Raw genomic sequence first — 13,051 nt, 5'->3', positions numbered from 1 at the left:
GCCGAAGTGTCAAATGATTTTTGAAATATTCTCTTCATTTTTTTGATTGACTCCGCTCGCCCCCCGTATCTTAATCTGCGCTAACAGACCGGCGAAAAGACCGGCTAGGGGAAAAATTTGCACACTTCAGCCGCGACCGTTTCGGACGTTATCCAGGCTCACTACGAGAGCCTGACGCGTGCCGAAAAGCGCCTTGCGGAAAGTCTTCTCGGCAATTACCCGGTATCCGGGCTGGGTAGCATGACCGTGGTTGCCGAAAACGCCGGCGTCTCGACGCCAACCGTTGCGCGCATGGTGCAGAAGCTCGGCTTCAAGGGGTACCCTGAGTTTCAGGCACGGCTGCATCAGGAGCTGGATGCCACCATTTCCAACCCGATTACCAAGCATGACCGATGGGCCAGCAACGCGCCCGGCCTGCATATTCTCAACCGGTTTGCCGATGCCATCACTGGAAACTTACGCGATACGCTGAGCGATCTCGATACGGCATCCTTCGACAATGCCGCCGCCCTTCTGGCCGACAGAAAACGCAGCATCTACTTCGTCGGTGGGCGCATTACCGGCGCCATTGCGGAATATTTTTTCACCCACATGCAGGTCATCCGCCCCAAGACGGCGCTGATGTCATCCAATTCCAGCTCATGGCCGCAATATATGCTGAACATGAATGCTGGCGATGTTCTGGTGATCTTCGACATCAGGCGCTACGAGCAGGATATGGTGACGCTGGCACAGGTGGCGCATGACAATGACGTGCGCATTCTGCTGTTCACCGACCAGTGGACCTCCCCCGTGTCCCGCTTTGCCGAACACACATTCCGCGTGCGCATTGAAGCGCCATCGGCCTGGGACAGTTCCGTGGTGACGCTCTTCGTCGTGGAAGCCCTGATCGAAGCGGTGCAGAACAATGGCTGGGATGAGACCCGCAAGCGCATGAATTCGCTGGAAGGCCTGTTCGAACAGACCCGCCTTTTTCGAAAACCGAAAAATGAGGAGAAGTGAGAAGCGGCTTCAGAGGGGAAAGGCGCAACACGAATTATTTATGTCGTTTCTTAAATATCATGGCGACGAATGGGCGCAATGATGGCAAGAAAATGGCAGAGGCCATGATGACGGCGGGAAACCGCCCGGGGAAAGCGTCACATAACATTCATGCAACCCACGTATCAGCGTCGCCAGACGCATCATACACAGAGGAGAACTAACCGTGATCTCGCACAGCCGCCGACTGCTATCGTTGACCACAGCAATGGTCATCGCATCTACCGCGATTGCCTCTGCCGCACCGAGCGCAGAACTCGTTGCAGCCGCCAAGAAGGAAGGCATGCTGACGACCATCGCCCTGCCCCACGACTGGTGCGGTTACGGCGACGTTATCGCCTCGTTCAAGGCCAAGTATCCTGAAATCAAGGTCAATGAGCTGAACCCTGACGCCGGCTCTGCCGACGAAGTGGAAGCCATCAAGGCCAACAAGGACAATAAGGGCCCACAGGCTCCTGACGTGATCGACGTTGGTCTGGCATTCGGCCCACAGGCCAAGAAGGAAGGCCTTCTGCAGCCTTACAAGGTTTCCACATGGGACGAAATTCCTGACAATGTGAAGGATGCCGAAGGCTACTGGTACGGCGATTATTACGGTGTGATGTCCCTGTTCGTGAACAAGGATCTCGTCACCAACACGCCAAAGGATTGGGCAGACCTTCTGAAGCCTGAATATTCCGGCCAGGTTGCTCTTGCTGGTGATCCACGCGCCTCCAACCAGGCCATTCTCGGCGTTCTCGCAGCTGGTCTTGCCAGCGGTGCAAAGGACGGCAAGGCAGCTGGCGAAGCTGGTCTCAAGTTCTTCGGCGAGCTGAACAAGGCTGGCAACTTCCTGCCTGTCATCGGCAAGGCCGGCACCGTGGCCCAGGGCGCGACGCCAATCGTCGTTGCATGGGACTATAACGCGCTGTCATGGGCAAAGACGCTCAACGGCAACCCGCCGACAGAAGTTGTCGTGCCATCGTCAGGCGTTCTGGCTGGCGTTTACGTGCAGGGCATCTCTGCCTACGCACCGCATCCAAACGCTGCAAAGCTGTGGATGGAGCACCTTTATTCTGACGAAGGTCAGCTCGGCTGGTTGAAGGGCTTCTGCCACCCAATCCGCTTCAACGCTCTTGCCAAGGCCAACAAGATTCCAAAGGATCTTCTGGACGCCCTGCCACCAGCAGCAGCCTATGAAAAGGCTGTCTTCCCAACGCTGGAAGATGTTGATGCCAACAAGGCTGCTGTTACCGGCGGCTGGGACAAGGTTGTCGGCGCGAACGTGAAGTAACGACCAATCCATCTGCCCCGGGCTTTTCAAAGTTCGGGGCAGATGGTTTTATACAATGAAAAGACCGCTATGATAGCGGCGTTCGGGAACGTGGTATGTCATCAAACACTATGGGCGCGCCCTCGCGACCACCAGGACGGTTTCGCCCGAAGCTGGAATGGCTTGGCGTTTTGCCATTTGCAATTTTCATTCTTCTTTTTTTGATCATGCCGACGATGAAGATCGTTCTTGGCGCTTTTCAGAACCCGGACGGCGATTTCACGCTTGAAAACATTGCTGGCCTGTTCACGGAATCCATTCTTTCCGCCTACTGGATTTCCATCAAGATCAGCGTCGCTTCCGCCCTGCTCGGCTGTCTCATCGGCTTTGGCGTTGCCACCGCTGTTGTTCTGGGTGGTCTACCGCAGAAAATCCGTTCGCCGCTTCTGACTTTTTCCGGTGTCGCATCGCAATTTGCAGGCGTGCCGCTGGCCTTCGCCTTCATCGCCACACTCGGCCCCGTCGGCCTCGTCACCGTGTTTCTGAAAACCCAGCTCGGTCTCGATCTGCGGCTTCTGGGCTTCAACATCCTGTCCTTCTGGGGCCTGACCGTTACCTATCTCTTCTTCCAGATCCCGCTGATGATCCTCATCATCACGCCTGCTCTGGATGGCCTGAAGCGGGAATGGCGCGAGGCGGCCGAAATTCTGGGTGCCAGCGGCTTCCAATACTGGCGCATGGTGGCTTTTCCCATTCTGCTGCCATCCATTCTCGGCACCTTCTCGCTGCTGTTTGCCAATGCCTTCGGTGCCGTCGCAACGGCGATTGCGCTGACGGGCTCATCGCTCAACATCGTGCCCATCCTGCTGTTTGCGCAAATTCGTGGTGACGTGCTGGGCAACCCCCATCTCGGTTACGCGCTCGCCTTCGGCATGATCCTTGTGACCTGCATTGCCAACACGCTCTATATCTGGATGCGCACACGCAGCGAGAGGTGGCTGAAATGAAGCGTATTTTTGCCTGGGGCGCATTGCTGTTTGGCCTGCTCTACTTCGCCCTGCCGCTGATTGGCATGACGAACTTTTCGCTCAAGATGCGGCGCGGCGAATATTCCTTCGACGCTTACGGCAAGGTTCTCAGCGACCCACGCTTCCAGGAGACATTCACCTTCTCGATCATGATGGCGCTGTGCACCATCATCTTCGGTATTCTGCTTGTGGTGCCAACGGCCTATTGGGTGCGGCTGAAGCTGCCAGCCCTTCGTCCCGTCATTGAGTTCATCACGCTTTTGCCGCTCGTCATTCCGGCCATCGTCATCGTCTTCGGCTATATCAGGCTTTACAACACCTCCAGCTGGCTGCCGCTGACAGGATCGACAACGGGCACCAACCTGCTGTTGATCTTCGGCTATACGACGCTTGCCCTCCCCTATATGTACCGGGCCGTCGATACCGGGCTTCGCACCATCGACATCGCCACGCTAACGGAAGCGGCTCAGAGTCTGGGAGCTGGATGGACCACCATTTTGGCGCGGATCATCCTGCCGAATGTTCTGGTTGCGGTGCTCTCGGGCGCGTTTCTGACCTTTGCCATCGTCATCGGCGAATTCACCATGGCGGCGCTTTTGAACCGCCCGGCCTTCGGCCCTTACATGCAATTGCTGGGTGCCAATCGTGCCTATGAGCCTGCCGCGCTCGCCGTTATTTCCTTCGGCATCACATGGGGCTGCCTGGGCCTTATCCAACTCGTCTCGCGCTATCACAAAGGCGCGCCTCCCAAGGCCTGAGGATTTTATTTATGAGCTTTTTGACACTTCAGAACATTAGAAAATCCTTCGGCGCGGTGCAGGTCGTCCATGATTTCAACATGGCCATCGAGCAGGGCGAATTCGTTTCCTTCCTCGGGCCATCGGGCTGCGGCAAGACCACGATCCTGCGCATGATTGCCGGTTTCGAGACGCCGAGCGAAGGCGCGATCACCATCAACGGCAAGAACCAGACGAGCCTGAAACCCAACCAGCGCAATATCGGCATGGTGTTTCAGGCCTATGCGCTGTTTCCCAATATGAATGTCTACGAGAACGTGGCCTTCGGTCTGAAGATTGCGGGCAAGCCCAAGGCCGAGATCGATGCGCGTGTGAAGGAAATGCTGGCGCTGATCCACCTCGATCATCTGGCGGACCGCTACCCCTACCAGATGTCTGGCGGGCAGCAGCAGCGCGTGGCGCTGGCGCGCGCGCTGGCACCAAAGCCGCAGGTTCTGCTGCTGGATGAGCCGCTTTCGGCACTGGACGCCAAGATCCGCGTTTCGCTGCGTGAGGAAATCCGCAGCATTCAGCGCAAGCTCGGCATCACCACCATTTTCGTGACCCACGATCAGGAGGAGGCGCTGACCATTTCCGACCGCATCGTGGTGATGAATGCCGGACGGGCCGATCAGATCGGATCGCCTTTCGATATCTATAACAAGCCGGCAACGCGGTTCGTGGCGTCCTTCGTCGGCACGCTGAACCTCATCAATGCGACCGTGGTCGATGCTTCCACCAGCACCATCCGCATTGGCGACCAGCAGGTTTCGCTGAAAAAGCCGCTGAACAAGGCCGATGGCGAACAGGTGACGGTGGCGCTGCGCCCCGAAGCGGGTTCGCTGGGCGAAGCGAGCATCGGCGATGTCGCCATATCGGGCCTCGTCACCTCCAGCCACTTCCTGGGCTCGGTCATCCGCACCCGCATGGATGTGGGTGGCGCGACGCTTTCCTTCGATATGTTCAATGATCCCGGCAAGACACCGCCAGCGATTGGCGAGCGCATCACGCTGAAATTTGCATCAGAAGATTTGATGATTGTAGCAGAGTGACGCACTGTTTCGTCCTCCGAAATCCGGCTAGATCGTTTCCAGCTAAAGGACGCGGTCTGAAGTCGTCTCAGGAGAATAGTCATGCGTGCATTGTTTTACGAAACCTTCGGTGATGCGCCCCGCATAGCCAACCTGCCGGACCCGGAACCGACAGCGGGCGGTGTGGTGGTCGAGGTGAAGGCGACGGGTCTGTGCCGCAGCGACTGGCATGGCTGGATGGGCCATGACACAGATATCCAGCTGCCGCATGTGCCGGGCCATGAATTTGCAGGCGTGATTTCAGCCGTTGGGAAAAATGTCATGCGGTTCAAGGTGGGTGATCGCGTTACCGTTCCCTCCGTGTCCGGCTGTGGCCATTGCCAGGAGTGCCGCTCCGGCAACAGCCAAGTCTGCGAAACGCAGTTCCAGCCCGGCTTCACCCATTGGGGCTCCTACGCGGAATATGTCGCTATCGACTATGCCGATCAGAATCTTGTGCATCTGCCAGAAGACATGGGGTTCGATACGGCGGCGAGCCTCGGCTGCCGCTTTGCAACATCCTTCCGCGCCGTGGTCGATCAGGGACGCTTGAAGGGCGGCGAATGGCTGGCCGTGCATGGCTGCGGCGGCGTTGGCCTTTCCGCCATCATGATCGGCGCGGGGCTTGGCGCGCAGGTCATCGCCATCGATATCGCGCAGGACAAGCTGGCGCTGGCCCGGCAACTGGGCGCAACCGCCACCATCAACAGCCGCGAGGTTGCCGATGTGAGCGAAGCCGTGCGCGAGATGACCGGCGGCGGTGCGCATGTCTCCGTCGATGCGCTTGGCCATCCCCAGACCTGCTGCAACTCGATCAGCAATCTGCGCCGTCGCGGCCGCCACGTGCAGGTGGGGTTGATGCTGGCGGACCATTCCATGCCGCAAATTCCCATGGCGCGGGTGATTGCCCACGAGCTGGAAATCTATGGCAGCCACGGCATGCAGGCCTGGCGCTATGACGACATGCTGGCCATGATCCGAAGCGGCAAGCTCTCGCCCGAAAAACTGATCGGCCGCCACATCTCGCTCACAGACGCCGTCACCGCCCTGCCCGCGATGAACACGTTTACCGATAGCGGCATCAGCATTATCGACCGGTTCGAGTGAGGTGTGGCGATAAGCCTTTGACCAGCTGGAAACAAAAAAGCGCGGAACGAAACGCGCTTTTTCCATTTCAAATCAACAACTAAAAGCCGATACCGGAATCAGACAGGTAACGACCTCGCTTGGAGTATCAGGCAGGCTCCACCTCTTTGGCAGCCTCTGTCGGTACGTAATTCAGCACCGGTCCGAGCCAGCGTTCGATTTCCGTTACTGCCATGCCCTTACGCTCAGCATAGTCTTCGACCTGATCGCGCTCGACCTTGGCGACGCCGAAATAGTAGCTTTCGGGGTGGCCGATATAGAGGCCTGAGACGGAGGAGCCGGGCCACATGGCATAGCTTTCCGTCAGCACAACGCCGGTTTCCTTGGTCGCATCCAGCAGACGGAACAGCGTTTCCTTCTCGGTATGGTCAGGCTGGGCGGGATAGCCCGGGGCTGGACGGATGCCTGCGTAGGATTCACCGATCAGTTCATCCGGCGCGAAATTCTCAACCGCGGCATACCCCCAATATTCCTTGCGCACACGCTCATGCATCTGCTCGGCGAAGGCTTCGGCGAAGCGGTCTGCCAGGGCCTTGACGAGAATGGAGGAGTAGTCGTCATTGGCGCGCTCGAAGCGTTCGGCAATCGCCACTTCCTCGATGCCCGCCGTGACCACGAAGCCACCGACATAATCCGTCACGCCACCATCGCGTGGCGCCACGAAATCTGACAGCGCGACATTGGGGCGGCCATCGCGCTTGGAAAGCTGCTGGCGAAGCGTGAAGAAGGTTGCGAGTTCTTCCGAACGAGTGTCATCCGTAAACAGGCGGATATCATCCCCCACTGCATTGGCGGGCCAGAAACCGATGACGGCGCGTGGGCGGAACCACTTTTCGTCGATGATCTTCTTCAGCATGGCCTGCGCATCTGCAAAAAGCTGGCGCGCTGCCTCGCCCTGCTTCTCATCTTCGAGAATAGCGGGATAACGGCCCTTCATTTCCCATGTCTGGAAGAATGGCGTCCAGTCGATGTACTTCGCCAGTTCCTCAAGGTCGTAAGTCTCAAACGTCTTGGTACCGAGGAACTGCGGCTTGACCGGCTGATAGGCCGACCAGTCCACCTTGTGAGCATTGGCACGCGCCCGTGCGAGCGGAAGCCGCAGCTTCTCACGCTCGTTGCGGGCGTGGGCTTCCGCCACCTTGGCATATTCTGCGCGGATGCCTTCAATATAGGCTGGCTTCTGATCTTCCGACAGCAAGGCTGAGACCACGCCAACCGCACGCGAGGCGTCGGTGACGTAGATCGCCTGCCCCTTCTCGTAGCGCGGATGGATTTTGACCGCCGTGTGAACGCGGCTGGTCGTCGCGCCACCGATCAGCAGCGGAATGTTAAAGCCCTGCCGTTCCATTTCAGCCGCCATATGCACCATCTCATCCAGAGATGGCGTGATGAGGCCGGACAGGCCGATGACATCGACCTTTTCGGCAATGGCCGTTTCCAGAATCTTGGTGGCTGGCACCATGACACCGAGATCGACGATCTCATAATTGTTACACGCCAGAACGACGCCGACGATGTTCTTGCCGATATCGTGCACATCGCCCTTCACCGTTGCCATCAGCACCTTGCCAGCGGATTTGCGCTGCTCGCCGCCATTCAGGCGCTTTTCCTCTTCCATGTAGGGCAGAAGAACAGCCACGGCCTGTTTCATGACGCGGGCGGATTTGACGACCTGCGGCAGGAACATCTTGCCCGAGCCGAACAGATCACCCACCACATTCATGCCTGCCATTAGCGGACCTTCGATAACATGCAGAGGACGGGCGGCCTGAAGGCGCGCTTCTTCCGTATCGGCATCGATATATTCGGTGATGCCGTTGACCAGCGCGTGTTCCAGACGCTTTTCAACCGACCAGTCGCGCCAGGCCAGATCCTGAACCCTGGCTTCACGGCCCGGACCGCCCCGGAATTTCTCGGCCACTTCGAGCAGTCGTTCCGTGCCATCGGCACGGCGGTTCAGCACCACGTCTTCGCAGGCTTCGCGCAGTTCCGGATCAATGCTTTCATAGACAGCCAGCTGGCCCGCATTGACGATGCCCATATCCATGCCCGCCTGAATGGCGTGGTAGAGGAACACGGCGTGCATGGCTTCGCGCACCGGCTCATTGCCGCGGAAGGAAAAGGACAGGTTGGAAACGCCGCCGGAAATATGCACCAGCGGCATGGTTTCACGGATTGTGCGGGTGGCGTTGATGAAATCCACGCCATAATTATTGTGTTCTTCGATACCGGTGGCGACGGCAAAGACGTTGGGGTCGAAGATGATATCTTCGGGCAGAATGCCTGCCTTTTCGGTCAAAAGCTTATAGGCGCGGGTACAGATTTCCACCTTGCGCTCGTAAGTATCGGCCTGTCCGACTTCATCGAACGCCATGACGACGACAGCCGCGCCATAATTGCGCACGAGGCTCGCCTGCTCCAGAAACTTCTCCTCGCCCTCCTTCAGCGAGATGGAGTTGACGATGGATTTGCCCTGAACGCATTTCAGGCCCGCCTCGATGATCTCCCACTTGGAACTATCGATCATGACAGGTACGCGGGCGATATCCGGCTCGGCAGCGATGAGGTTGAGGAACTCGACCATGGCCTTCTGGCTGTCGATCAGGCCCTCATCCATGTTGATATCGATGATCTGCGCGCCGTTTTCCACCTGATCGCGGGCAACGGCCAGAGCTGCCGTGTAATCGCCAGCCGTAATCAGCTTGCGGAACTTGGCAGAGCCGGTGACATTGGTGCGCTCTCCCACATTGACGAAGGGAATGTCCTTGGTCAGCGTGAAGGGTTCAAGGCCAGACAGCGACATGAATGAGCGATGCTCCGGCACCTTGCGCGGCGCATGTCCGGCAACGGCATCGGCAATGGCGCGGATATGATCAGGCGTGGAGCCACAGCAACCGCCGACGATGTTGACCAGACCTTCGCGGGCAAATTCCTCCACCTGCGCTGCCATCATGTCAGGCGTTTCGTCATACTGGCCAAACTCGTTCGGCAGGCCCGCATTGGGGTAAGCGCAGACGAATGTATCGGCAACTTCGGACAGTTCCTGAAGGTGCGGGCGCATGGCGCTGGCACCCAGCGCACAGTTGAGGCCAATGGTGAAGGGGTTGGCGTGGCGCACGGAATTCCAGAACGCGGTTGGCGTCTGGCCAGACAAGGTGCGGCCTGAAAGATCGGTAATCGTGCCCGAAATCATCACAGGCAGGTGGATGCCCTTGGCAGCGAAACGCTCTTCACAGGCAAAGATGGCGGCCTTGGCGTTCAGCGTATCGAAAATGGTTTCGATGAGAATGAGATCGGCACCGCCATCGATCAGGCCGTCGATCTGCTCACCATAGGCGAGCCGCAAATCGTCAAAGCTGACCGCACGGTAGCCGGGGTTGTTCACATCTGGCGAAATGGAGGCTGTGCGGTTGGTTGGGCCAATGGCACCGGCCACAAAGCGGCGGCGGCCATCTTCGCGCTCAGCCCGCTGGGCGGCACGGCGCACGATGAACGCGCCTTCGCGGTTCAAATCATAGACCGCGCCTTCCATCTCATAATCCGCCTGCGCGATGCGCGTGGAGGAGAAGGTGTTGGTTTCCAGAATATCCGCACCCGCCATGGCATAGCGGTAATGGATTTCTTCAATCGCATCCGGCTGGGAGAGGATCAGAAGATCGTTGTTGCCCTGCTGGTGACAGGCACAGCCGATGAAGCGGTCGCCACGGAAATGATCCTCATCGAAGCCAAGCCCCTGGATCTGCGTTCCCATCGCGCCATCGAGAATGAGTATGCGTTCCCGCGCCGCCTGCTGAAGCGCCTTCAGGATTTCCGCGCCGTCACGCTTGTTGCCCGTAGGGCCAAACAGATCGTCCAACATCGGCACACTCCTCATTCCCATGTGTTTCGTCTTTTGTCAGTCACATAAAGATATCTTTATGTCAATATATCATTCATTTCCAGGTTTCACGACCCTTCTACGCCAAGGATACGAAATTTCCGTTATGGATGACACTGTTACGTCCCAAAGATATAGAGAATTGCTGGAGCATATCATACGGAGGAAAACATGACCGAAGCGGATCACGGCAAGTCAAACTGGAGCACCCTGCCCTGGCACCGGCAATGGCTGGCCAAGCAGGCGGAAGGTCTGTTCGATTTCTTCCAGTACAACGCCATCAACCCCAAGGGTGGGTTTTTCGACCTGGACCGGCAGGGCTTGGCCTTGCAGGCGGAAAATCCCGTGCGCGGCATCCACATGTCGGCCCGCATGGTGCATTGCTTTTCGCTCGGCCACCTGCTGGGCAGACCCGGCTGTGGCGATGTGATCGACCACGGCATGACCTATCTGTGGAACAACCACCGCGATGCCCAGCATGGTGGCTATTTCTGGCAGGTGGATGAGAACGGGCCCGTCGATGCCACCAAGCAGGGTTACGGCCACGCCTTCGTGCTGCTGGCCGCATCCTCCGCCAAGGCCGTTGGCCACCCGCTGGCCGACCAGATGCTGGCGGATATTACCGAGGTTCTCGAAACACGGTTCTGGGAAGAAAAATACGGCGCGATCCACGAGGAATTCCACCGTGATTGGTCGCCTGTCGAGAATTATCGCGGCCAGAATTCCAACATGCACCTGACCGAAGCCCTGATGGCGGCATTCGAAGTGACGGGCGACACATCCTACTTGAGCAAGGCCGGTCGCATTGCCGATCTCGTCATTCGTCGCGCTGCGGGCGCTCTGGATTTTCGCGTGCCCGAGCATTTTGACGAGAACTGGGTGCTCAACAAGGATTACAGCGGCAACGAAATGTTCCGCCCTTCCGGCACGACCCCCGGCCACTGGCTGGAATGGTCACGCCTCATTCTCCAGCTCTGGGTGCTGGGTGAGCGCAAGCATGAGTGGATGCCAGCGGCGGCCAAGGCGCTGTTCGTGCAATCCATGTCTCTCGGCTGGGACCGCACCAAGGGCGGCTTCTTCTACACGCTGGACTGGGACAACACGCCGAAAAAGACCGAAAAGCTGTGGTGGCCGATGTGCGAAGCAGCCGGTGCCGCGCACTTCCTCAATGAGCATCTGCCCGCTGACGAGTTCTACGAAGACAGCTATCGCCGCGTGTGGAGCACCATTGCCAACAGCTTTATCGACCACAAGCATGGCGGCTGGCACGAGGAACTGACGGAAAATCTGGCACCCGCCAACACGATTTTCCCCGGCAAGGGCGATATTTACCACGCGCTGCAAGCCTGCCTCATTCCGCTGTTTCCAGCAGATGGCAGCTTGACGAAGGTTATTTCGGAAAAAGGCGGGCGGTTTTAAAGCCTCCGTCACCCTCGGGCTTATCCCGAGGGTGACGAAACGGAAAGCGGGTCTCGATCAGAACCCGATCGTCTCTTCAAAATCATCCCAGGACTGGTACATGGCGTAACGGCCCACACCGGGAATGGGCACATGGCCGTAAAAGGGTGAAAGCTGGAACTCGGCATCCGCTTCGCTTTTTTTCGCGACAGCACCGACATAGATCGCCGATGCAAGACCAGTGCGGTTGGCACCATGTTCACAATGAATGAGGACGGGCTTTGGCGCATCCTTCATGATCCGCGCCAGTTCTTCGGCCTGAGCCTGTGGCAGTTCCCGGGCGGAACTCATAGGAAAATCAATCATCTTGACGTTGTTGCGATCAGCGGCGTTCTTTTCGTCGCTGTACCAGCCATCGGGATTTTCATCGCGCAGATTGATGATCGTTTTGATGCCGAACTGCTGGGCGTATTTCTGGACATCATCGCCGCTGGGCTGGCCCGATCTGTAAAGCTCACCGGGCAGGACCTCATGGAAGTTACCAGTCAACTGGTTGAACCCCATATGCGCACCGACTGTTGCCGGTACGGCGATGAGGCAGAGAATGCCAATTTTCAGGACGCGTGATACTGAAACCAACTGAAAACCTTCTTGGTAGTGCAAGACGTGGGGGTTCACATGACACTGCGAAGATGGCCAGACAAGGGTTCTGAAGTTGTAACGCGCTTGCACGCGACGTCACCGGCCAAAGGCATAATGACGCGAAAGCATTGATAGCCAGTTTATATGAGCTGATTTTTTCGACGGATTCTGCGGGCTTCAAAAAACCGTGAACATCGCCGTTTGCACGATCAATTTCGCCTATTCGAACTCTGCAGAGTTGACCGTGACCCGCCACTCCAGATTTCGGGGATCGACATTTTCATTATTGCGCAGCCGGAATGGTCTGCACGCAGCAAAAGTCTCCTGCGCCTCCAGCCGTCGCTCACTGACCTGATAGGGATCAAACGAAACGGAAGCGCGGAACGCTGCCTCAAAACCCTCCAGCGTATAGGTCAGACGCCGCACGGCGACATCATTGGTGTTGTGAAAAGTCACCCGGATTGGCGCATTCGCTTCCACGCAGGTCGGATCAAAGCTGGCAGTGGCGATGATGGCCTCAACCCGCTCACCCGCCCGCAGCCAGTCAAACAGAACATAGGCCGCCGTGGCTGCCCAGATGATCGCAAGCGCGGCAACGATCTTCTTGAGATGTTTGGGATAAGCGATCAACGCGCAGATGAGGATCGCGGAGAGAACAATGCCGAAAATCATGCGCGTCGCATGCCTGTTATCTCTGTGGCCGTTTGTTTCGTCATAGTGCCTCCCTCGTCAATCTGCATGTCACCCCATCGATGCGGCGGCCCGCAATACGTGTCAAGTTACACGCATCGCCTGCAAAGCCACAGAGGGGGAAACACTGC

At 57.8% G+C, this 13,051-nt stretch carries 10 protein-coding genes; 7 read left to right on the top strand and 3 right to left on the bottom strand.

What is annotated here, in order from left to right; translation table 11 throughout:
• Nucleotides 1-117 precede the first annotated feature (117 nt).
• From RQI55_RS02090 to RQI55_RS02065, 6 genes are all read left to right on the top strand, one after another.
• A complete protein-coding gene (locus tag RQI55_RS02090; RefSeq protein WP_243255465.1) occupies nt 118-1,002 on the top strand; it encodes a MurR/RpiR family transcriptional regulator in 885 nt (294 codons plus the stop codon).
• A gap of 205 nt (nt 1,003-1,207) precedes the next feature.
• Complete coding sequence (locus RQI55_RS02085) at nt 1,208-2,314, top strand: ABC transporter substrate-binding protein (RefSeq protein ID WP_243255463.1); 1,107 nt, start codon at nt 1,208-1,210, stop codon at nt 2,312-2,314.
• Between the two features lie 95 nt (nt 2,315-2,409).
• Nucleotides 2,410-3,300 (top strand): ABC transporter permease, encoded by an 891-nt coding sequence (locus tag RQI55_RS02080; RefSeq protein WP_409233676.1) that lies wholly within the window; start codon nt 2,410-2,412, stop codon nt 3,298-3,300.
• Nucleotides 3,297-4,079, top strand: coding sequence for an ABC transporter permease (locus RQI55_RS02075; protein WP_311272271.1), 783 nt, complete (start codon nt 3,297-3,299; stop codon nt 4,077-4,079). The genes RQI55_RS02080 and RQI55_RS02075 overlap by 4 nt, the downstream gene beginning before the upstream one ends.
• An 11-nt stretch (nt 4,080-4,090) precedes the next feature.
• Entirely contained in the window at nt 4,091-5,149 is a 1,059-nt protein-coding gene (locus RQI55_RS02070; RefSeq protein WP_243255462.1) for an ABC transporter ATP-binding protein, read from the top strand.
• An 81-nt stretch (nt 5,150-5,230) separates the two neighbouring features.
• Nucleotides 5,231-6,274, top strand: coding sequence for a zinc-dependent alcohol dehydrogenase family protein (locus tag RQI55_RS02065; RefSeq protein WP_311272272.1), 1,044 nt, complete (start codon nt 5,231-5,233; stop codon nt 6,272-6,274).
• Nucleotides 6,275-6,401: 127 nt separating this feature from the next.
• Here RQI55_RS02065 and metH read toward each other — a convergent pair whose 3' ends face one another.
• Nucleotides 6,402-10,172, bottom strand: a complete 3,771-nt coding sequence (gene metH / locus RQI55_RS02060; RefSeq protein ID WP_311272273.1) for a methionine synthase — start codon at nt 10,170-10,172, stop codon at nt 6,402-6,404.
• Between the two features lie 189 nt (nt 10,173-10,361).
• On the opposite strand from metH, the gene RQI55_RS02055 reads away from it, so the two are divergent.
• Nucleotides 10,362-11,609: an AGE family epimerase/isomerase gene (locus RQI55_RS02055; protein ID WP_243255457.1), complete on the top strand. Its 1,248-nt coding sequence runs from the start codon at nt 10,362-10,364 to the stop codon at nt 11,607-11,609.
• A gap of 57 nt (nt 11,610-11,666) precedes the next feature.
• On the opposite strand, the gene RQI55_RS02050 is transcribed toward RQI55_RS02055, so the two are convergent.
• Both RQI55_RS02050 and RQI55_RS02045 read right to left on the bottom strand, forming a co-directional pair.
• Nucleotides 11,667-12,227, bottom strand: coding sequence for a dual specificity protein phosphatase family protein (locus RQI55_RS02050; protein WP_192064154.1), 561 nt, complete (start codon nt 12,225-12,227; stop codon nt 11,667-11,669).
• 222 nt (nt 12,228-12,449) lie between these two features.
• A complete protein-coding gene (locus RQI55_RS02045) occupies nt 12,450-12,902 on the bottom strand; it encodes a hypothetical protein (protein WP_042617255.1) in 453 nt (150 codons plus the stop codon).
• Between the last annotated feature and the right edge of the window lie 149 nt (nt 12,903-13,051).

Source organism: Rhizobium sp. WCS2018Hpa-16 (assembly GCF_031843705.1).
GTDB lineage: Bacteria > Pseudomonadota > Alphaproteobacteria > Rhizobiales > Rhizobiaceae > Agrobacterium > Agrobacterium tumefaciens_C.
Note: the sequence above shows the minus strand (reverse complement) of the source record. Positions and strands in the feature narration are given on the sequence as shown.

What these genes read in the sequence shown, in the direction of transcription:
- RQI55_RS02080 (WP_409233676.1), top strand. Translation starts at nt 2,410, where the DNA reads ATGTCATCAAACACTATGGGCGCGCCCTCGCGACCACCAGGACGGTTT.
- RQI55_RS02075 (WP_311272271.1), top strand. Translation starts at nt 3,297, where the DNA reads ATGAAGCGTATTTTTGCCTGGGGCGCATTGCTGTTTGGCCTGCTCTAC.
- RQI55_RS02070 (WP_243255462.1), top strand. Translation starts at nt 4,091, where the DNA reads ATGAGCTTTTTGACACTTCAGAACATTAGAAAATCCTTCGGCGCGGTG.
- RQI55_RS02065 (WP_311272272.1), top strand. Translation starts at nt 5,231, where the DNA reads ATGCGTGCATTGTTTTACGAAACCTTCGGTGATGCGCCCCGCATAGCC.
- metH (WP_311272273.1), bottom strand. Translation starts at nt 10,172, where the DNA reads ATGTTGGACGATCTGTTTGGCCCTACGGGCAACAAGCGTGACGGCGCG.
- RQI55_RS02055 (WP_243255457.1), top strand. Translation starts at nt 10,362, where the DNA reads ATGACCGAAGCGGATCACGGCAAGTCAAACTGGAGCACCCTGCCCTGG.
- RQI55_RS02045 (WP_042617255.1), bottom strand. Translation starts at nt 12,902, where the DNA reads ATGATTTTCGGCATTGTTCTCTCCGCGATCCTCATCTGCGCGTTGATC.